We start from the raw sequence: 21868 nt of genomic DNA on the forward strand, positions 1-21868 counted from the left end.
GTGTCCGGGCCGGCTCAGTTGAGCAGGCCGGCGTGCTCCAGCGCCTTGCGCAGCGCCGCCTCGGTCGGCCCGGAGACCGGAACGAGCGGCAGGCGCAGCTCGTTCCCCATCTTGCCGAGCAGCGAGAGCGCGTATTTGGCGCCCTGCGGATTCGGCTCGAGGAACAGCGCGGTGTGCAGCGGGAACAGGCGGTCCTGGATGGCGAGGGCGGCCTTGTAGTCGCCGGCCATGCAGGCCTCCTGGAACTCGGCGCAGAGCCGCGGCGCGACGTTGGCCGTCACCGAGATGCAGCCGTGGCCGCCCTGCGCCATGAAGGCGAGCGCGGTGCCGTCCTCGCCGGAGAGCTGGCAGAAGTCGGGCCCGCAGGCCTGACGCTGCGCGCTGACGCGGTCGAGCTTGGCGGTGGCGTCCTTGACGCCGCAGATGTTCTTCAGCTCGTAGAGCCGCGCCATCGTCTCCGGGGTCATGTCGATGACCGACCGCGGCGGGATGTTGTAGATCACGATCGGGATGCCGACGGCGTCGTTGATCGCCTTGTAGTGGCGATAGAGGCCTTCCTGGCTCGGCTTGTTGTAGTAGGGCGTCACCACGAGCAGCGCGTCCGCGCCGGCCTTCTCGGCGTGGCGGGCGAGGTCGATCGCCTCGGTGGTGTTGTTGGAGCCCGCGCCGGCGATCACGGGCACCCGGCCCGCGGCGACTTTGATCGCGGTCTCGACCACCTTTTTGTGCTCGTCGTGGCTCAGCGTCGGGCTTTCGCCCGTGGTGCCCACCGGCACGAGGCCGTGGCTGCCCTCCAGGATCTGCCAGTCGACGAAGGCCTCGAAGGCACCCCAGTCGACTTCGCCGTCCCGGAAGGGGGTGACGAGCGCGGTGATCGACCCCTTGAACATGTCTTCCCTTGAAACCCTGCCGGTGAGACGTGCCACGCCGGCCCCGTGGTCGGCGGACAATAGTGTGCGCGCCTTCGCGCCACAACAGCCGAGTTCGCCGCGCCGCCCCCGGGGGCGGGAAGGCGAACCGTTGAACGAAACCGTTCACCCTGACGCGGCCCGGCACGGACCCTCAACCTTTCGTCAACCAAACTCCGCCAAGATTTAAGATATCATCAACGCCCGCTCGGGCCGGATGGTGGGGTCCTGAAAGCCCGGGCGAGAGGTCGGAGGTCGATGCCCATGCCGTGGGCGCACCGGCTCGCCGCTGCGACGAGCCTCGTTTTCGCCGGAGCCCTGGTCGGAGCCGTGATCGCGGTTCCGAACCCGTTCGCGCGCCCCGGCGGCCCGACCCTCGGCGTCCCGTCGCCCGACGGACCCGCCACAACCGGATCGACCCGGGTCGCGGCCGTGCCCGCGGCGCCCGTCCGCACCACCACCGCGGTCGACGTCGCCGCGCTGTCGGCCGGCGACCTCACCGGCGCCCTGCCCCACGCCGCGCTCGACGTCTCCGACGGCCTGCGCGCCGCCCTCGACGCGCTCGACGGCAAGGACTACGCGGCGGCGATGCAGGTGGCGTCGAGCCTGCCGGACCTCGAGCGCGACATCGTCACCTGGGTCGCGATCCGCCGCGGCCTCGACGGCCCGAGCCCGCGCGCCATCACCGAATTCGCCCGTGCCCATCCGCACTGGCCGAGCGCGACGTTGATGCGCTCGCGCGCCGAACAGGCGCTCGCCCGCTCCGCCGACCTCGCCCCCGCCGACCTCGCGGCCGCCTACGACGCCGCGCCGCCGGTGAGCGACACGGGCATGTTCTCGCTGGTGCGCGCCTACCGGGCCCTCGGCCGGACCGAGGACGCCCGTGTCCTGCTCGCCAAGTGGTGGGCGAGCGAGAGCCTGTCGCCGCAGGAGGACGCGGCGATCCTGAAGAGCTACGGCGACCTCCTGACGCCGGCCGACCACAAGACCCGCTTCGAGATGCTGATGGCGCGCGACCGCGTCACTCAAGCCGGGGCGCTCGCCAAGTTCGTCGGCCCGGACGCCCAGACCCTGGTCGCGGCCCGCGCCGCCGTGGTGCGCGGCGCCAGGGACGCCGCCGCCAAGCTGGCGGCCGTGCCGGCGGCGCTGCAGAAGGAGCCGATCCACCTGTTCTCGGTCGCCGAGTGGAACCGCCGCCAGAACCGCCCGCGCGACGCGGCGGCGGCCCTGCTCGCCGTCGACCCCGCCGCCACCCTCGCCGAGGCCGACGAGTGGTGGGTGGAGCGCCGCATCGTCTCGCGCGACCTGATCGAGCGCGGCGAGGCCAAGCTCGCCTACCAGGTGGTCGCCGCCCACAGCGGCGGCTCGTCGGAGACGCTCCAAGAGGCCCATTTCCACGCCGGCTGGTACGCCCTGCGCTTCCTGAACGACCCGGCGCGGGCGATCCCGCATTTCGAGGCGTTGCAGAACGTCTCCTCGAAGCCGATCAGCCGCGCCCGCGCCGCCTATTGGCTCGGCCGCGCCGAGGAGGCCGCCGGCCGGATGGAGGACGCCCGCCAGCACTATACGGTCGCCGCCGCCGACGAGATCGCCTTCTACGGCCAGCTCGCCCGGGTCAAGCTCGGCCGCGACGCCCTCGAGCTGCCGCCGCTGCCGGAGCCGACCGAGGCCGACCGCAAGGCCTTCGCCGAGAACGACCTCTGCCGCGCCCTCGCCATCCTGATCGCCGCCGGCCGCGAGCGCGACGCCGCGGTGATCTACCCCGAACTCGCCCGCCGGCTGCCCTCGGGCGGACAGGTGCGGCTGCTCGCCGACTTCGTGCAGCGCCGCGGCGACCACCGCCTCGCCCTCCAGATCGGCAAGATCGCCGCCGACCGCGGCCTCGGCGTCGAGCGCCTCGCCTTCCCGGTGGATTCGATCCCCGAGCCGGCGCGCAAGGGGACGGCGGTCGAGACCGCCATGGTGTACGCCATCGCCCGCCAGGAGAGCGCTTTCGACCCGCGCGCCGTCAGCCATGCCGGTGCCCGCGGCCTGTTGCAGCTGATGCCGGCGACCGCCGCCGCGACGGCGCGCAAGATCGGCGTCGCCTTCTCGGCCGACAAGCTGACGGACGATCCCGGCCTCAATGCCAAGCTCGGCGCCGCCCATCTCAAGGACCTCGTCGACACCTTCGACGGCTCCTACATCCTCACCTTCGCCGCCTACAACGCAGGCCCCGGCAAGGCGCGCGAGTGGATCCAGCGCTTCGGCGATCCGCGCAATCCAAAGGTCGACCCGATCGACTGGATCGAGCTGATCCCATACGGCGAGACCCGCAACTACGTGCAGCGCGTCACTGAGAATTTGCAAGTCTACCGCGAGCGGCTCGCGGCGGGTACGCTGGGGATCGCGGCGGACCTTCGCCGTGGGAGCAGTTGAGCCGCGGGAGCAGTCGAGTTGTCGACACGCATCGTCGAATGGGCCGCGCTGGACGGCACGCGCCTCGCCGCCACCGTCCACGAGCCGGACACCACCGGCGATCGCGCCGACCTGCCCGTGCTCTGCCTGCCGGGTCTGACCCGCAACGGCCGCGACTTCGCCGTGCTCGCCGCCGCGCTCGCCGGCGATCCCGTCCGGCCGCGCCGGGTGATCGCGATGGACTTCCGCGGTCGCGGCCTGTCCGGCTGGGCCGACCCCGCCACCTACCGCCCCGACGTCGAGGCAACCGACGTCATCGCCGGGCTCGACGCGCTCGGGATCGCGAAGGCGGCCGTGGTCGGCACGTCGCGCGGCGGCATCGTGACCATGGTGCTCGCCGCCGCGGCCGGCGAGCGGATCGGCCCGGTGGTGCTCAACGACATCGGCCCGGTGATCGAGCGCGCCGGCCTCGTCGCCATCCGCGAGCGGATGCACCTGATGCTCGACGCCCGCCCGGCGAGCGACTGGGCCGAGGCGGTGGAGGAGCTGCGCGCCACCATGGGCCGCGCCTTCACCACGCTCTCGGACGACGACTGGATGGCGGTGGCGGAGCAGCTGATGCGCCCCGACGAGACCGGCCGGCCCGTCCTCGACTACGACCCCCGCCTGTTCGACGCCTTCGCCGACTTCGATCCCGCGGTCGGAATCGCGCCGTTCTGGCCCGCCTACGAGGCGCTCGACGGCCGGCCGCTGCTGGTGATCCGCGGCGAGAACTCCGATCTCCTCTCCGAGGAGACCGTCGACGAGATGCTGGCGCGGCTGCCGCACACCGACATCTGGACCGTGCCCGGCGAAGGCCACGCCCCGCTGCTGCGCGACGGCCCGACCATCGCCGCCATCCGCGCATTCCTCGACGGGGCGACCGTGGCCGCCCCGCCGGCGCACGCCGTCACACCGTGAGGATGCTCGAGCCGGTGGTCGCGCGCGACTCGAGCGCCTCGTGGCACTTCACGACGTCGTAGAGCGCGAATTCCTGGCCGATCGCGATCGTGACCTTGCCCGAGGCGATCATCGCGAACAGGTCGGCGGCGGTGGCGAGCAGGTCGGCGCGCGTGGCGGTGTAATGGAACAGCGTCGGGCGGGTGGCGTAGAGGCCGCCCTTCTGGCTGAGCAGCAACATGTCGAACGGCGGTACCGCGCCGGAGGCGTTGCCGAAGGACACGAAGGTGCCGAGCGGACGCAGGCAGTCGAGCGAGGCCGGGAAGGTGTCCTTGCCGATCGAATCGTAGACGACGTGGCACTTGGCCCCGCCGGTGAGTTCGCCGACGCGGGCGACGAAATCCTCCGAGCGGTAGTCGATCACGTGGGTGAAGCCGGCTTCGCGGGCGATCCGGCACTTCTCCGGCCCGCCGGCCGTGGCGATCGAGGTGCAGCCGATCGCCTTCAGCCACTGTCCGGCGATCTGCCCTACGCCGCCGGCGCCGGCGTGGAACAGCACGGTGTGCTCCGGACCGACCGGGAAGGTGCGGCGGACGAGATACTGCACCGTCATGCCCTTGAGGAGGCACGCGGCGGCGGTGCGGTCGTCGATCCCGTCCGGGATCGGCACCAGCCGGTCGGTGGCGACGACGCGCTTCTCGGCGTAGGCGCCGACCGAGCCGGCGTAGACGACGCGGTCGCCGACGGCGACGTCGGTGACGCCTTCCCCGACCGCCTCGACGACACCGGCGGCCTCCGAGCCCGGCACGAAGGGCAGACCCGTCGGCGCCTTGTAGAGGCCGGAGCGGAAGTAGGTGTCGATGAAATTGACGCCGATCACGGTGTGGCGGACCAGCGCCTCGCCGCGGCCCGGCGCCGGCACCTCGGCGTCCTCGAGGCGCATCACCGACGGGGCGCCGGTTTCGTGGACACGTACGACCTTGACCATCTCGACCTTCCTCGGGGCGACTTCGTTCGCGAACGGGAGCGGAGAAGCTAGGCCGGTCCCCCCGCCGTGGAAAGGGTCTTCGCCGTGGTCCGCGGCGCGGCCTCGCCGGCGAGCGCGACCGACATCGCGATCAGCGGCAGCATCGCGGCGAAGGCGGTGACGAGGCCGAAGCCCTCGGCGACGATGCCGATGATCGGCGGTGCGACCAGCAGCGACACCATCACGGCGAGCGCCAGCGCCGCCATGTTGTTGGCCGGGCTGGCGCCGGGCCGGGTCGCGATCGCGGAGATCGCGACGGGGAAGATCAGCGACACCCCGAAGCCCATCAGCACCAGCGCCGCCGCCGCCAGCGGGAAGTTCGGCGCGGACACGAAGCAGGCGAGGCCGATGCCGGACACGGTGGCGCAGACGCGCACGATGGTGACCGCCGGCACGCGGGCGCGGATGGCGTCGCCGGAGAAGCGGCCGACCGCCATCGCCAACATGAAGCCGGCGTAGCCGACCGACGACCAGAACGGGCTGGCACCGACCTCCTCGCGCAGGAACAGCGTGCCCCAGTCGTAGAGCGAGCCTTCCGGCAGCGTGACGCCGACCGCCATCAGGCAGAGCCCGGCGGTGTAGCGGTTCGGCAGCGCGAACACCGGCCCCTCCTGCACCGGCCCGCCGGCGGGCGCCGGCGGCACCCAGACCGGCGCCGGCAGCAGCCGGATCAGGCCGACATAGGCGGCGACGCCGAGAGCGCCGACGATCGGCAGGTGGACGCCGTAGGGGATCGACAGCCCGGCGAAACCGCCGGCCACCAGCGCGCCGGCCATGAAGCCGAGGCTCCAGAAGCCGTGGCAGCGCGCCATGACGTGGACGCCGGAGGCCTTCTCCACCGTGTCGGCGGCGGTGTTGGCGGCGACTTCGATGCCGCCGTTGATCAGCCCGAACACCAGGAGCGCGGCCGCGAGCACCGGCCAGTTCGGCGCCGTCGCGATCACGGCGATCCCGGCGGCGACGCCGATGCCCGAGGCGATCGCGATCCTGCCCGAACCGTGGCGGTCGACCAGTCGGCCGGCGAAGGTGGCCGCGACCACCGAGCCGATCGGCGCGGCGAACAGCGCGAGACCGAGCGTCGCCTTGTCGATGCCGAGCGTGTAGAGCACGTCGGGCAGGCGTGTCAGCCAGCTCGACAGGACGAAGGCGTGCAGGAAGAACAGCGCGCCGACGGGAACGACGGGGGGGAGCACCGGAGACCTCGCGGGACGTCCCGACCGGCGGCCGGGCGCGTTATTGAACCGATTCATGCCACCGGTTCAAGTTACCTCGCACGGATGTGGATCGAAAGACGGCCGGGGGCGGACGACATCTGGTCCCGCGCGTGCCCCGACCTCTCCCGCGCCGATCCGCGCCTCGACGACGGCCGCCGCCTCGGTTAATGCTGCGACGCAACCGCGGCCGTATCGGCCGGACATCGCCCGCGACGGGGAGGACGAAACCTTGAAGTCGGTGGAACAGCTGATCGAACGCCTGCTCCTCGCGAGCCGCTGGACCCTGGTGGTGTTCCTCGGCGGCCTCGGCGTCGCACTGGCGATCTACGCGATCGCCTTCGTCGGCAAGCTCTGGAAGGTCGCGGTCAACGTCCTGGTCTACGCCGAGGACGACATGATCCTCGCCATGCTCGGCCTGATCGACGCGGCACTGGTGGCGAGCCTGATCGTGATGGTGATGATCTCGTCCTACGAGAATTTCGTCGGCCGGCTCGACGAGCACGACGTCGAACTCTCGTTCATCGGCAAGCTCGACAGCGGCAGCCTGAAGATCAAGGTGGCCTCCTCGATCGTGGCGATCTCGTCGATCCACCTGCTGCAGGTCTTCCTCAACGTCGAGCACTACACCGACAATCAACTGCTGTGGTCGACGGTCATGCACCTCGCCTTCGTCGTCAGCGCTCTCCTGCTCGGCTTCCTCGACAAGCTCACGGCCAAGGCCAAGGTCTGACTTCGAGGGCGGCGGAGATACGGTCTTTTCGGAACGTATCTTTACGGAAGGTCCGCGCGGGTCCATCCTGACGGCCGGCCCATTTCCGGGCCGGAACAGGATTGATCCCATGACATATTTCACCCGTTTCCGACAGGTCGTCTGCGCCGCCGCCGTCCTCGGGGCGTCCGCCCTGCCCGCCGCGGCGATCACCGACACCAAGTTCACCTATTCCACCGAACAGACCGGCTTCCTGACGATCTCGCCGATGGACTTCGCGCCCGACGGGAGCAACAGCGCGGCGAACCCGTGGTTCGTCTCCTGGACCGGCATGTCGCTGACCGGCGACGGCTGCTTCGAGACCGGCGTCAACCTGCCCCAAGGCGCCCGGATCACCGAGATCCGAGTATGGTACCGCAAGAAGGTCTACTTCCACTTCCTGTCGACCAAGCTCGTCGACGGTTCCAGCACCAACATCGCGTTGAAGTCGGTGCCGGGCGACGGCACCACCGAGCGCCGGAGCTTCGGCGCCGCCCCGGAGGCCGAGACCATCGTCGACAACCGTAGCCGGATGTACGGCCTCGGGATCTGCGTCGCACCGGGCGAAACCTTCCACGGCGCCCGCATCATCTACAAGTACACCAGCGCCGGCGACTGATCGGGCCCGCCGCGACGGTGCCGCCGGGCGATGGCGGCACCCCGCCCGGGTGGGTCCGTGTTACGGGACGTGGCTTTACGGATGCAGGGGACGCGGTCCATCCTGGCGGCCCGCCCATTTCCGGGCGGCCGGGAATTGCGCCCATGTCATTTTCGATGCTCCTGCGCCGGTCCGCCCTGACCGTCGTCGCCCTCGCCTGCGTCGCCCTTCCGGCCGCGGCGATCACCGATCTCAAGTTCACTTACTCCACCGAACAGACCGGATTCCTGACCATCTCGCCGATGGCGATGGCACCCGACGGCGACGCCACCGCGGCCAAGCCGTGGCTGTCCTATTGGGGCGGCGCCCGCCTCACCGGCCGCGGCTGCTTCCAGACCGGCGTCAACCTGCCCCAGGGGGCACGCATCGCCGAGGTCCGAACCTGGTTCCAGAAGGCGATCACTTTCGAGATGTGGTCGGCCAAACTCGCCGACGGTGTCGCGACGAAGATCGTCGGCAAGGACACCACGGCCGCCGACCCGACGGCCCGCCGCAACTTCGGGCTCGCCCCGGCGACGGCGACCTTCGTCGACAACCGCGCGCAGACCTACGGCTTCGGCGTCTGCCTCGAGGAGAACGAGATCTTCTTCGGCGCCCGCATCATCTACAAGTACACCAGCGCCGGCGATTGAGGAGGCGGCCGCTCGATGTCGAGGCGTCCCCGCGCGAGGGGGCGCCGCATCGCACGGCAAATTCGCACATCACCTTCATAAGCGAGTGCAACCCCCTGAAATCCTTGGTGAGCGCGGTGGGACTCGAACCCACGACCCCATGATTAAAAGTCACGTGCTCTACCGGCTGAGCTACGCGCTCCCACCAAGACCGTCATCACGGCTGCGGTTCACATAGCGGACGCACGGGCGCTCCGCAACGTGTGCGCCGCGGTAGGGCGTGGACGAGCGGCGACCGACCCTCGCCGCCCGGCGCAACCGGTGATTCCGGGCCGGGCGGCAGAAGTTGCCGGGCGCGCGGCAGGAACTACCTCGGCCATGTCCGACCGATTCGCCCAGAGCATTGAATTGGCTCGGTAAAACGCCTCTTTCGAGTGGCACCGCGCTTGCAACCCCTCCGGTGAGCCGGCGTCCGTCCGGCGGCAGATCATCACCGTCGGGACCCCGTTGACCTCGATCTCGTCCTCCTCGCTGTCCGGTTATTCGTTGACGCAGATCGCGGCGTTGACGGCCACGGACATGTCCGGGCTGACGACCGGTCAGGTGATGTCGCTGACGACGACGCAGGTCTCCGCGCTCGCCGACACCCAGATCGCGGCGCTGACGCCGACCAATTTCGTGCTGACCGCCGCCCAGATGGCGGCGCTCGACGAGGAGCAGGTCGCCGCGATCGAGGCCGAGGATCTCGCCTCGCTGACGACGACGCAGATCCGCGCGCTGTCGGCGACCGAGTTGTCCGGGCTGTCGCAGGAGCAGGTCGCGGCACTGACGGCAAGCCAGATCGGTGCGCTGACGTCCGCGCAGCTCGCCGGGCTGACCACCGAGCAGATGGGCTGGCTGTCGACGACGCAGGTGGGCGGCTTCTCCTCGGCCCAGGTCGCGGCGCTGACCGAGACCCAGATCGCGGCGCTCTCGACCGATGCGATCGGCGCGCTGACGGCGTCGCAGGTGCGCGGCCTCGCCACCACCGACCTCGCCGCGCTGTCGCCGACCGCCTTCGCCGCGCTGTCGCCGACCGCCTTCGCGGCGCTGGCGGCCACGCAGATCGCCGGTCTCACGACCACCGCCGTCGCCGACCTCACGGAGACGCAGGCGGCGGCGCTGACCTCGACCCAGATCGGCGCGCTCACCGACACCCAGCTCGCGGTGCTCACGGCGACGCGGATCGCCGCGCTCGGCGTCGATCAGGTCCGCGGCTTCTCCGCGTCCGACTTCTCGCTGTTCTCGTCGACGCAGCTCGCGGCACTGACCACCACGCAGATCGCCGGGCTGTCGACCGTCCAGGTCCGCGCGTTGGCGCCGACGGTGATCGACGCGCTGTCCGACGCCCAGTTCGAGGCGCTGACCGCAACCCAGTTCGCGGTGCTGACGGCGGGGCAGGCGGCGGGCCTCGCCACCACCGACCTCGCCGGCCTGCCCGCCGACGAGTTCGCGGCGCTGTCCGGCACCGCGATCAAGGCGCTGACGACGACGCAGCTCGCCGCGCTCGACACGACGCTGATCGCGGCGCTGACCGCGACGCAGATCCCGATGTTGCAGCGGACGCTGCTGCAGGCGTTGTCGTCGGCGCAGTTCGCGGCGCTGTCGTCGTCGCAGTTCGCGGCGATGGCGACCTCGCAGGTCGCGAGCCTGACCACCGCCCAGGTGGCGGCGATGACCGCGACCCAGATCGCCGGGCTCACCACCAACCAGGTGACGGCGCTGACGGTGACGCAGGTCGGCGCGATGACGCCGACGCAACTCGCCGCGATGACGCCCGGCCAGATCCGCGGCATCTCAAGCGGCGACGTCGCAAGGCTGAGCGCGTCCCAACTCGCCGCCCTCGACACGGACCAGATCGCGGCGCTGACGACCTCGCAGGTCCGCGGCCTGACCTCGCTCCAGATCGCCGGCCTCGCCACCACCCAGATCGCCGCGCTGACGCCGGCGCAGGCGGCCGTGCTCGAGGGCGTCGACGTCGCGGCGCTGTCGAGCGAGCAGTTCGCCGTGCTGTCGGCGTTGCAGATCGCGTCGCTGTCGACGGCCGCGGTGTCGGCGATGACCTCGACCGAGGTCGCCGCGCTCAGCGCCACCCAGCTCGGCGCGCTGACCGGCGTGCAGTTCGCGGCGCTGAAGCCGACCCAGATCTCGCAGATCTCCACCACCGCCGTCGCCTCGCTGACGACGACGCAGCTGCGCGGCCTGACCTCGACCGCGCTCGGCGCGCTCGCCGACACCCAGATCGACGTGCTCTCGACCACGCAGGTCGCCTCGATCGGCGCCGGACAGGTCCGAGGGCTCACCGCCGACCAGATCGCCGGCCTCGCCGACACGCAGTTCGCGGCGCTGACGTCGACCACGCTCGCCGGGCTGTCGACGACGCAGATCGGCGCGCTCTCGACCACCCAGGTCGCCGGCCTGACCACGACCCAGCTCGCCGGCCTCACCAAGACCTCCATCGGTCAGCTCGACGCCGACCAGATCGGCGCGCTGACCACGACCCAGGTCGCGGCGCTGACCGCGACCCAGCTCGGCAACTTCTCCTCGGCCGACGTCGCGGCGCTGCGCACCACGCAGATCGACGCGCTGACGACGACGCAACTCGCCGGCCTGTCCTCGACCGCGCTGCAGGGGCTGGTCGAGACCCAGATCCAGGCGCTCGACACCACCCAGATCGCCCTCCTGACCTCGACCCAGGTGGCCGGGCTGTCGTCGAGCGCGGTGGCGGCGATGTCGACGACCCAGCTCGCGGCGCTGACCGCGACGCAGTTCTCGGCGCTGCGCTCCAGCGCCATCGGCCGCCTCGACGCCACCCAGATCGGCGCGCTCACCGCGGCCGAGATCGAGGCGCTGAAGTCGACCCAGATCAAGGGCCTGACCGCCGACCAGTTCTCGGCGCTGACGACGACGCAACTCGCGGCACTGACCTCCACCGCGCTGTCCGGCCTCACCACCACCCAGGTGGCGGCGCTGCCGACGGCCCGGCTCGCCCTCCTCACCACCACCCAGGCCGCCGGCCTGTCGTCGACCCAGGTCGGCGCCCTCACCGACGACCAGATCGCCAACCTCACCACCACCCAGATCGCCGGCCTCTCGACCACGCAGGTCACCGGCTTCTCGTCGACCGACCTGCAGGCGTTGACGACCGCGCAGATCGCGGCGCTGCAGCAGACCCAGATCGCCTCGCTGCGCACCGCCGCGATCTCCGGCCTGAGCGAGACCCAGGTGGCGGCGCTGTCGCCGACCCAGATCGCCGCCCTGACGACCACGCAGGTGTCCGCGCTCACGGCGACCGAAATCGGCGCGCTCACGACGACGTCGGTCGCGGCGCTGTCGGCCTCGCAGCTGAAAGCGATCTCGTCGACGGCGATCGCTGGCTTGAAGAACGCGCAGGTCGACGCGCTGACGACCACGCAGCTCGGCCTGATCACCCAGACCCAGGTGGCGGGCCTCTCGAACGACCAGATCGTCGCGCTCGACGCGACCCAGCTGACGAGCCTGTCCTCGACGGCGCTGCGCGGCCTAACCGCGACCCAGATCGGCGACCTGCCGGCCTCGGTGTTCGCGACCTTCGCCACCGACCAGCTGCGCGGCCTGACCACGACCCAGTTCGGCGCGATCGCCGGCACCCAGATCGACGCGCTGTCGACGACAGCGGTCGCCTCGCTGGCGACAACGCAGCTGAAGGGGCTGAAGGCGGAGGCCGTGGCCGCGCTCGGGGCCGACCAGATCGCGGTGCTGTCGTCGTCGCAGATCGCCGGGCTGTCGGCGGCCGGCGTCAAGGGGCTGACCGAGACGCAGCTCGCAGGCCTCGACCAGACCCAGCTCGCCGGCCTGACCTCGACCCAGATCGCCGGCCTCGCCGATACCGCGCTGGCGGCGCTGTCGCAGACGCAGATCCAGGGCCTCACCACCACGCAGGTCGCCGCGATCTCGGCGACCGCGGTCGATTCGCTGTCGACCACCCAGATCGCCGACCTAACCACCACGCAGCTGGCGGCGCTGACCTCGGCGCAGATCCGCGTGCTCGACGAGGACCAGCTCGCGGTCCTCACCGGCACCCGGCTCGCCGCGCTGACCTCGACCGAAGTGTCGGCCCTGACGGCGACGCAGATCGGCCAGCTCTCGGCCGAGCAGGTCGCGGCCCTGACGACGACCCAGCTGAAGGGCCTCGGCGCCACGTCGATGGCGGGCCTGCGCACCACCCAGATCGACGCGCTCAGCGCGACGCAGCTGGCGGCCCTGACCTCGACCCAGATCGGCGGCCTCGGCACCACCGCCATCGCCGAGCTCGACGCCACCCAGATCGCGGTGCTGACCTCGACGCAGATCGCCGCGCTGACCACCACCGGCGCCCAGAGCCTGACCAGCGAGCAGGTCTCCGGCCTGACGACGAGCCAGTTGGCGGCGCTCTCCACCAAGGCGATCGGGGCGCTGACCACGACCGCGCTGCGCGGTCTCGACGCCACCGACGTCGCCGGCCTGACCACCACGCAGATCGCGGGCCTGTCGACCACCGGCATCGCCAGCCTGTCGGCGACCCAGCTCGGCGGGCTGACCACGCAGCAGATCGCCAACCTGACGCGGACGCAGCTGGCGGCCCTCGGCACCGACCAGCTCGCGGCCCTCACCGACACCCAGTTCGCCGGCCTGACCTCGACCGGTGTCGCGTCGCTGACCACCACCCAGGTCGCCGCGCTCGACCCGACGCGCCTCGCCGGCATGACCTCGACGCAGCTGAAGGGCCTGACGTCGTCGCAGGTGGCGGCGCTGACCGACACCCAGGTCACCGCGCTCGGGACGGAAGACCTCTCGGCGCTGACCACCACCGCCGTCGCGGGCTTCACCGCCACCGAGATCGGCCAGCTGACCACGACCCAGCTCGCCGCCTTCGCCACGACCCAGGTCGCGGCGCTGTCGACGTCGGGAATCGACGGACTGACGGCGACGCAGATGGCGGGGCTGTCGACGACGCAACTGCGGGCCTTCCAGACGACGCAGATCGGATCGCTGTCCGAGGACCAGATCGCCGCTCTGACCACCTCGCAGGTGGCGGCGCTGACCGCGGCGGGCATCCGCGGGCTCACCTCGACCCAGGTCTCGGCGCTGACCGACGACCAGATCGGCGTACTCACCGCCACCCAGATCGCCGCGCTCGCCGCCGAGGCCGTCGCCGGCTTCTCGGCGACCGACATCGCGGCGCTGTCGACGACGCAGCTCGGCGCCCTCACCGCCACCGAGATCGGCGCGTTCACGACCACCCAAATCGCCGGCCTGTCGCCGTCGCTGATCGCCTCGCTCAGCACGACCCAGATCGCCGGCATGACGGCGACGCAGATCGGCACGCTGACGACGACGCAGATCGGAGCCCTCGGCACCCGTCAGATCGAGGCGCTGACCAACACCGAGATCGGCGGCCTCACCTCCGAGCAGGTCGCGGCGCTCACGACGACGCAGTTCGACCGCCTGACCGAGACCCAGATCGGCGCCCTGTCGGCGACGGGCCTCGCCGGCCTCGACACCACCCGGCTCGTCGGCCTCGACACCACCCAGCTCCTGGCGCTGAAGACCGCCCAGGTGGCGACGCTGTCGACGACGCAGGTCTCGAATCTCGCGACCAGCCAGATCGACGCGCTGACCACGGACGAACTCAAGGGCCTGACCGCCACCCAGGTCGCGGCGCTGTCGACGACCCAGCTCGCCCGCCTCGTCTCGACCCAGATCGGCGCGCTGACCGCGACCGCGGTCGCCGGCCTCACCACCACGCAGATGCAGTCGCTGTCGGCGAGCCAGCTCGCCGCGCTGTCGACGACGCAGGTCGGCGCGCTCTCCGACTGGCAGATCGCGGCCTTTTCGGCGACCCAGGTCGCCGGCCTCGCCACCACCCAGCTCGCCGCCCTCTCCGGCACGGCCTTCTCGGCGCTGACCACCTCGGAGATCGCGGCGCTGACCACGACGCAGCTCGGCGCGCTGACCGCGACCCAGCTCGGCGCGCTCTCCGACACCCAGGTCGCGGCGCTGACCGCGACGCAGATCGGCCAGCTCGGCACCACCTCGCTCCGGATGCTCGGCACCGACCAGATCGAGGCGTTGACGGCGACGCAGCTCGGCCAGCTCTCGACCACCCAGCTCAACGGTCTGGCGACCACCCAGCTCGCCGGCCTGACCGAGACCCAGGTCGAGCAGCTGACGACGGCGCAGATCGCCGCGCTCGGCACCACGCAGGTGTCGAGCCTCACCGGCCGCCAGCTCGCCGCGCTCGACACCACCGGCCTCGCCGCGCTCACAACCACCCAGATCTCGGCGCTGTCGACGTCGGCGATCGGGTCGCTGACGACGACGCAGGTGTCGTCGCTCACCTCGGGCCAGCTCGCGGCGCTGACCGCGACCGAAGTCGGCGCGCTCCTGGCGACGCAGGTCGCCACGCTGTCGACCGGGCAGGTCGCGGCGCTGACCACGACCCAGCTGAAGGGCCTGTCGGCGGCCGGCGTCCAGGCGCTGACGACCACGCAGGTCGCGGCGCTGACGACGGCGCAGGTCGACAACCTCACCACGACGCAGATGGGCGCGCTCGCCGACACCCAGGTGGTGGCGCTCGGCGCGACCGGCGTCGCCCGCCTGTCCACGACCCAGGTCGCGGCGCTGTCGACCGCGGGCATCGCGGCGCTGACCACGGCCGAACTCGCCGCGCTGGCGACGACGCAGGTGGCGGCGCTGACGGCGACGCAGACCGGCGCGCTGGCGACGACGCAGATCTCGGCCCTGGCGGCGACCCAGCTCGCGGCGCTGACCACCTCGGCCGTCGCCGGCTTCACCGAGGTCCAGGTCGGCGCCCTCTCCGAGACGCAGATCAACCAGCTGTCGACCCAGCAGCTCGGCGCGCTCACCGCGACGGCGCTGCGCGGCCTGACGGCCACCGAGGTCGGCGCGCTGACCACGACGCAGGTCGCCTCGCTGTCGGCCTCGGCACTGTCCGGCCTGACCACGACGCAGCTCGGCGGCCTGACCGCGACGCAGGTGGCGGCGCTGACCACCACCCAGGTCAAGGGCCTGACCGCGACCGAACTCGGCGCGCTCTCGGCGACGCAGGTCGCCGCGCTCGGCACCCGTCAGGTCGCGGCGCTGACCACCACCGCCCTCGCCGGCCTCGGCTCGACCGCGGTGGCGACGCTCGACGCCACCCAGCTCGGCGCGCTGACCACGACCCAGGTGGCGGCACTGTCGACCACCGGCGTCAAGGGCCTCAGCGCGGCCTCCTTCGCGGCGCTGTCGACCCGTCAGCTCGCGGCCCTCGGCTCCACCCAGGTCGGCGGTTTGACGACCGCTCAGGTCGCCGGGCTGACGACGACCCAGCTCGCCGGCATCGCCACCACCGCCCTCGCCGGGCTCGCGGCGACGCAGGTCGCCGCCCTGACGCCGGCGCAGTTCGCCGCGCTCGGCACCACCCAGATCGCGGCACTGTCGACCACCGGCGTCTCCGGCCTGACCGCGACCGAACTCGCGGCGTTGTCCACCACCCAGCTCGGCGCGCTCAAGGCGAGCCAGCTCGGCGCGCTGACGTCGACCCAGGTCGGCCAGCTCGCGACCACCCAGATCGCCGCGCTCACCACCACCCAGGTCGCCGGCCTCGGGGCGACGGGCGTCGGCGCGCTCTCGGCCGCCCAGGTCGCGGCCCTGTCAACCAGCCAGATCGCCGCGCTGAGCTCCGCCGGCCTCAAGGGCCTGACCGCGACCCGGATCGGCGACTTCGCCGCGACCCAGCTCGCCGCGCTGAAGACCGGCCAGATCGCCGCGCTCGCGACCACCGCGGTCTCCGGCCTCGACGCCACCGACCTCGCGGCCCTGGCGACGACCCAGTTCAACGCGCTGACTTCGACCCAGATCGGATCGCTGACGACCACCCAGGTTGCGGCGCTGTCGGCCGGCCGCGTCGCCGACCTCACCACGATCCAGCTCGCCGGCCTCGCCGAGACCCAGACCGCGGTGATGTCGACCACCCAGCTCGCCGCGCTGACCACCGGTCAGATCGCCGCGCTGTCGACCTCCGGCGTCGCCGGCCTCGGCGGCACGCAGCTGTCGGGTCTCTCGGACGCCCAGGTCGACGCCCTGACGACGACGCAGTTCGGCTCGCTGTCGACGACCGCGATCAGCGGCCTGACCGCCACCGACATCGCCGCGCTCAACACCACCCAGTTCACCAGCCTGTCGACTACGCAGGTCGGCGCCCTCACCGCGACCCAGGTGGCGGGCCTCTCGACGACGCAGCTGAAGCTGCTCACCACCCGTCAGGTGGCGGCGCTGACCTCGAGCCAGGTCGCCGCCCTCGGCGAGGCGCAGATGGACGCGCTGACGACCACGCAGGTCTCGCACCTGTCGTCGACCGGGCTCGCCGGCCTCACGGCGTCGCAGGTCGCCGGCCTCGAGGCGACGCAGATCGCCGCGCTCGGCTCCGACGAGTTCTACGCGCTGACCTCGACCGCGGTGTCCGGACTGACCACCACCCAGTTCGCCGCGCTGACCTCGACCCAGCTCGGCAGCCTGTCGTCGACCGGCATCGCCGGCCTCGCGACCACCCAGCTCGCCGGCCTCACCACCACGCAGATAGGCTATCTCGGCGAGGAGGAGATCTACGGCCTGACCGCGACCCAGGTCTCGGCCTTGACCAAGAGCCAGATCGAATCGCTGTCGTCGACCATGATCGGCGCGCTGTCCTCGAACGGCATCTCCGGCCTCACCACCACCCAGATCGACGCGCTGACGGTGACGCAGATCGCCGGCCTGTCCTCGACCCAGATCGGCGCCTTCACCGTCACCGGCATCGGGGCGCTCGAGCCCGAGGACCTCGCGGCGATGTCGTCGGAGCAGCTCGCCGGCCTCGTCCGGATGCAGCTCCGGGCGCTGTCGACGGCGCAGATCGCGGCGCTGTCGACCGGCCAGATCGGCGCGCTGTCGCCCGACCAGATCGGCAGCCTGACCTCGACCGAGCTCAACGCCTTCTCGCCGGCGCAGTGGTCGGCGCTGTCGCCGCAGCAGGTGGCGGCGCTGTCGGGCTACCAGTTCGGCCTGCTCGACGTCACCCACGCCCAGAGCCTTTCCCCGGTGCAGTTCTCGGCGCTGACGACGACCACGGTGTCGAGCCTCGCCACCACCTTCATCCAGATGCTGACGACCACCGAGATCCAGGGCCTGAATGCCACGCAAATTGACGCCCTGACGACGACTCAGCTAGCGGTCATGTCGGAAGAGCAGCTGGACGCGCTCGAACTGGCGCTGTCTTGACCGGCGCCGCCCGGCCGCGTCCGTGATCCCTCGAGACCCGGGACGCCGGCATGGTCGACGACGTCTTCGCCTCCGAGATCGGCGCGGCCACCGGGCGCGGCCTCGGCGTGATGGAGCTGATCCGGTCCGCCGAGACGTTGAAGGCCGCCGGTGAACTCGCCGCGGTCGGTGCGCTCTACGGCTCGTGGATCCAGCACAATCGCGACAACGGGCTGCTCTACGCGGTCCTGTTCAACTACGCCGTCGTCCTGACCGACGCCGGCGATCTCCAGCGCGCCCGCGACTGCCTCGAGCAGGCGCTGCAGCTGAAGCCCGATTTCATGCCCGCCCACATCAACCTCGGCCGCGTCCACGAGCGGATGGGGGCGGTGGGCACGGCGGTGCAGCAATGGTCGCAGGTGGTGGACCGGCTGCCGCAGATCGAGGGCAACGGGATCTCGCACAAGCTGACCGCGCTCAACCAGATCGCGCGCACCCTCGAGGGCGCAGGCCAGGACGAGAGCGCCGAGGCGATGCTGCGCCAGAGCCTCGACATCGACTGCCACCAGCGCGAGGTGTCGCAGCATTTCACCGCGCTGCGCCAGCGCGCCTGCGAATGGCCGGTGGTGCAGCCGTGGGAGCGGGCGCCGCGGGCGGCGCAGATGAAGGCGATGTCGCCCCTGTCGGCCGCCGCCTACAGCGACGACCCGCTGTTCCAGCTCGCCGTCGCCGCCAACTACAACGCCGTCGACGTCGGCACGCCCGCCGCCGCGATGGACGCCTGGCCGAAGGCGGCGGCGCGCGCCGACCGGCCGATCCGGATCGGCTATCTCTCGTCGGATCTGCGCGAACACGCGGTCGGCCACTTGATGGCCGAGGTGTTCGGCCTGCACGACCGCGGCGCCGTCGAGGTCTATGCCTATTATTGCGGCATCCCCGCCGCCGACCCGATGCACGAGGCCTACAAGGCCGCGGCCGACCGCTGGGTCGACGTCTCGCGCATGGACGACGCCACCGCGGCGCGGCGGATCGCCGACGACGGCATCCAGATCCTGGTCGACGTCAACGGCTACACCCGCGAGGGCCGCACCAAGCTGCTGGCGCTCCGGCCGGCGCCGGTGATCGTCAACTGGCTCGGCTATCCCGGCACGCTCGGCAGCCCCTACCACCGCTACGTGATCGCCGACGAGGTGATCATCCCGCCGGACCACGAGCTCTACTATTCCGAAAAGGTGCTGCGCCTGCCCTGCTACCAGCCGAACAACCGCAACCGCGTGGTCGCCCCGGTCGGGCAGACCCGTGCGGAGGCGGGGCTGCCGGAGACCGGCACGGTGTTCTGCTGCTTCAACGGCGCCCACAAGATCACGCCCTTCACCCTCGACCGCTGGCTGACCATCCTCGACCGCGTGCCCGGCTCGGTGCTGTGGCTGCTCGCCGGCGCCGACGCGGTCGCCGAGCGGCTGAAGGCGCGGGCGGCGGCACGCGGGGTCGACCCGGCGCGGCTGGTGTTCGCGCCGAAGCTCGACAACCCGCACCATCTCGCGCGCTATCCGCTCGCCGACCTCTTCCTCGACACCACGCCCTACGGCGCCCACACCACCGCCTCCGACGCGCTCTACATGGGCGTGCCGGTGCTGACCTACGCCGGCCGCTGCTTCGCCTCGCGCGTCTGCGGCAGCCTCGTCACCGCCGCCGGCCTGCCCGACCTCGTCGCCGGCACCGCCGAGGGCTTCGTCGACAAGGCGGTGGCGCTCGGCCGCGACCCGGCGGCGCTGGCCGCCCTGAAGGCACGGCTGGCGGAGAACCGCGACACCTGCACCCTGTTCGACATGCCGGGTCTCGTCCGCGCGCTCGAGGGGCTCTACGGCGAGATGTGGGCCGACTTCCGCGCCGGCGCGCTGCCCGAGCCGGACCTTTCCAACATGGACGTCTACCTCGAGGTCGGCATCGAGCCCGACCACGAGGCGATCGAGGTCCAGACCATCGCCGACTACGAAGGTTGGTGGCGCGAGCGGCTGGAACGGCGCAACCGCGTCCGCCCCTTCCCGCACGACCGCCGCGCCTTCCCGGCGCGCTGATCGGCCCCCGCCTTCCTCGAAACGTCACGATGGACGGCTAGAGCGACCGGGCCGGGTCGCCGTCCATCTCCCCGCTTTCGCCGCGCCGCGGGACCGGCGAGGATGACGCGGCGGCCGTCGGGCGGCCGGCCCCGCGGACGGAGCGCAGATGAACAAGGTCGCACGCGAGATCCCGGGTCTGGTCTGGGGCTACCGGTTTCCCGCCGAGGGCGGCGCGCCCGAGACGCTCGGCGCCGTCGACGGCGAACGGGCGCTCGCCGACGGCGGCTTCGTCTGGCTGCACCTCGCCCTCTCCGACGCGCGGGTGCCGGGCTTCCTCTCCGGCATCGACGGCCTGCCGGCGGCCGCGCTGCAGACGCTGACGGGGCGCGACGACCACCCGGTCACCGAGATCGACGACGGCATCGTCCACGGCGTCCTCGTCGACTTCCAGCGCGAGTTCGACCAGGAGACCCGCGAGTTCGGCTGGCTGCGCTTCGCGATCGGCCCGGGCTTCATCCTGACGACGCGGCTGCACCCCCTGCGCAGCGTCGACCGCGCCCGCTCGGCGGTAGCGCACGCCGGCCGGATCGGCCGGACCAGCGACGTACTCGAATTGATCGTGATGGAGTTCGTGCGGGCGCTGACCGGCCTGGTCGGCGAGATGACCGACGAGCTCAACCTGATCGAGGACTACGTCTACGACGATGCCCCACGCGACGAGCGCCGTCGGCTCGGCCCGGTGCGCCGGCTGCTCGCGCGGATGCACCGGCATCTGCGCGCCATGCTGAGCGGCTTCCGCAAGACCGAGATCGCCGATCCCGGCGAGGTGGCGGCCCCGGTCCGCGACATGGCCGAACGGCTCGCCGACCGCATCGAGCGCGTCAACCGCGACGTCTTCGCCCTCCAGGAGCGTGCCCGGCTGCTGCACGAGGAGATCGACAGCAAGATCTCCGCCGAGACTAACCGCCACCTCTACATCCTCTCGGTGATGACCGCCTTCATGCTGCCGCCGACGCTGGTCGCCGGCATCTTCGGCATGAACACCGCCGACCTGCCGTTCCTGCACGAGCCCGGCGGCACCTGGTACGCGGTCGGCCTCTGCGCCATGTCGATCGCGCTGGCCTGGGCGCTGCTGCGCCGGATCGGGATCTTCTGAAGGCCTGCGTTTGCGCACCCCTGCTCTCCCCGCCGCCTCGGTCCGCGGAGGCGGACCGTCCACGAAGGGGCCGGCGGAGACGTTCACCCGGTCGGCGCCGCAACCGGTGGCCGGGTCGTAGATGGTCCGCCTGCGCGGACCATGACGGATCGGGGGCGGAGCGGCATGGCGGCAACCGGCCTGAAACGATCGGGCGGTACCTGATGTCGAGACCGGGATCGGTCAGGCCTTCTTCACCCAGCGGCCCTGCTCGTTCTGCTGCCAGTAGGTCACCGCGTGGCCGGCGGCCTTGAGGGTCTTCCAGTGCGTCCGGGCGTCGGCGAGGGCGTCGGGGTCGTTGCCGTCGAAGAGGAGGACGAGGCGGTCGTAGCCGGCGGCGTCGGCCGGCGGGGCGGCGCGGTCGACCAGGAAGCGGACGGTGGCGCGGTTGGGGTTGACGTCGTCGGTGGCGAGGAAGACCGGTTGCTCGGCCTCGTGGCCGTCGGCGGCGGTGCCGTGCGGCAGGAAGCTCTCGTCCTCGAAGGTCCAGAGCAGCGTGTCGAGCGCCTCGAGCCGCTCGGCCGACCCGGCCTGCACCACCGCGCGCCAGCCGCGCTCCAGCGTCAGCTGCAAGAGCTTCGGCAGGACGCGGTCGAGCGGCTGGCGGTCGAGGTGGTAGAACAGGACGTCGGTCATCGGCTCCGCGCCGTGGTCGCCGCGAGGGGGCCGGCCCCCTCGCGGCGGGATGTCGTACCGAGTTCGCGGCGCTCCGACCCGTGGTCGGAGTGCCGCGCGCGAGAAGCGCCCGACCGGGCGCCGGCCGAATGGCCGAAACCTCGTGAAGTCTCGACGAAGCGAGACTTCACGAGACGGC

The 21868-nt window shown here is 71.7% G+C and carries 12 protein-coding genes and 1 tRNA gene; 8 read left to right on the plus strand and 5 right to left on the minus strand.

Going from position 1 to position 21868, the window contains the following annotated elements; translation table 11 throughout:
* Positions 1–14: 14 nt before the first annotated feature.
* The gene (gene dapA / locus EDD54_RS03125) at positions 15–890 is read right to left on the minus strand and encodes a 4-hydroxy-tetrahydrodipicolinate synthase (RefSeq protein ID WP_126536663.1); all 876 of its coding nucleotides are present in this window, start codon (positions 888–890) and stop codon (positions 15–17) included.
* Positions 891–1172: 282 nt separating this feature from the next.
* On the opposite strand from dapA, the gene EDD54_RS03130 reads away from it, so the two are divergent.
* Positions 1173–3326, plus strand: coding sequence for a lytic transglycosylase domain-containing protein (locus tag EDD54_RS03130; RefSeq protein ID WP_126536662.1), 2154 nt, complete (start codon positions 1173–1175; stop codon positions 3324–3326).
* An 18-nt stretch (positions 3327–3344) separates the two neighbouring features.
* Positions 3345–4265 carry an alpha/beta fold hydrolase gene (locus EDD54_RS03135; protein ID WP_126536660.1) on the plus strand — a complete coding sequence of 307 codons (921 nt, stop codon included), beginning with the start codon at positions 3345–3347 and terminating at the stop codon, positions 4263–4265.
* Here EDD54_RS03135 and EDD54_RS03140 read toward each other — a convergent pair.
* Both EDD54_RS03140 and EDD54_RS03145 read right to left on the minus strand, forming a co-directional pair.
* Positions 4255–5232, minus strand: a complete 978-nt coding sequence (locus EDD54_RS03140) for a quinone oxidoreductase family protein (protein ID WP_126536658.1) — start codon at positions 5230–5232, stop codon at positions 4255–4257. The genes EDD54_RS03135 and EDD54_RS03140 overlap by 11 nt on opposite strands.
* 47 nt (positions 5233–5279) lie before the next feature.
* Complete coding sequence (locus EDD54_RS03145; RefSeq protein ID WP_165644303.1) at positions 5280–6464, minus strand: MFS transporter; 1185 nt, start codon at positions 6462–6464, stop codon at positions 5280–5282.
* A gap of 250 nt (positions 6465–6714) precedes the next feature.
* Here EDD54_RS03145 and EDD54_RS03150 point away from each other — a divergent pair, with 250 nt between their 5' ends.
* The 3 genes from EDD54_RS03150 (at position 6715) to EDD54_RS03160 (ending at position 8523) form a co-directional block, all read left to right on the plus strand.
* Positions 6715–7215, plus strand: a complete 501-nt coding sequence (locus EDD54_RS03150; protein WP_126536654.1) for a TIGR00645 family protein — start codon at positions 6715–6717, stop codon at positions 7213–7215.
* 109 nt (positions 7216–7324) lie between these two features.
* Positions 7325–7852, plus strand: coding sequence for a hypothetical protein (locus tag EDD54_RS03155; protein WP_126536652.1), 528 nt, complete (start codon positions 7325–7327; stop codon positions 7850–7852).
* Between the two features lie 143 nt (positions 7853–7995).
* Positions 7996–8523: a hypothetical protein gene (locus tag EDD54_RS03160; RefSeq protein ID WP_126536650.1), complete on the plus strand. Its 528-nt coding sequence runs from the start codon at positions 7996–7998 to the stop codon at positions 8521–8523.
* A 105-nt stretch (positions 8524–8628) separates the two neighbouring features.
* On the opposite strand, the gene EDD54_RS03165 is transcribed toward EDD54_RS03160, so the two are convergent.
* Positions 8629–8704, minus strand: a tRNA-Lys gene (locus tag EDD54_RS03165).
* A 377-nt stretch (positions 8705–9081) separates the two neighbouring features.
* On the opposite strand from EDD54_RS03165, the gene EDD54_RS03170 reads away from it, so the two are divergent.
* The 3 genes from EDD54_RS03170 (at position 9082) to EDD54_RS03180 (ending at position 21015) form a co-directional block, all read left to right on the plus strand.
* Positions 9082–17820, plus strand: a complete 8739-nt coding sequence (locus EDD54_RS03170; protein WP_165644304.1) for a beta strand repeat-containing protein — start codon at positions 9082–9084, stop codon at positions 17818–17820.
* Positions 17821–17870: 50 nt separating this feature from the next.
* A complete protein-coding gene (locus EDD54_RS03175; RefSeq protein WP_126536646.1) occupies positions 17871–19877 on the plus strand; it encodes an O-linked N-acetylglucosamine transferase, SPINDLY family protein in 2007 nt (668 codons plus the stop codon).
* A 148-nt stretch (positions 19878–20025) separates the two neighbouring features.
* Positions 20026–21015, plus strand: coding sequence for a transporter (locus tag EDD54_RS03180; protein ID WP_126536644.1), 990 nt, complete (start codon positions 20026–20028; stop codon positions 21013–21015).
* A gap of 222 nt (positions 21016–21237) precedes the next feature.
* Here the strand turns inward: EDD54_RS03180 and EDD54_RS03185 are convergent, their stop codons facing one another.
* The gene (locus tag EDD54_RS03185; protein WP_126536642.1) at positions 21238–21690 is read right to left on the minus strand and encodes a DNA polymerase III subunit chi; all 453 of its coding nucleotides are present in this window, start codon (positions 21688–21690) and stop codon (positions 21238–21240) included.
* Positions 21691–21868: the final 178 nt, after the last annotated feature.

This window comes from Oharaeibacter diazotrophicus (assembly GCF_004362745.1).
Lineage (GTDB): Bacteria > Pseudomonadota > Alphaproteobacteria > Rhizobiales > Pleomorphomonadaceae > Oharaeibacter > Oharaeibacter diazotrophicus.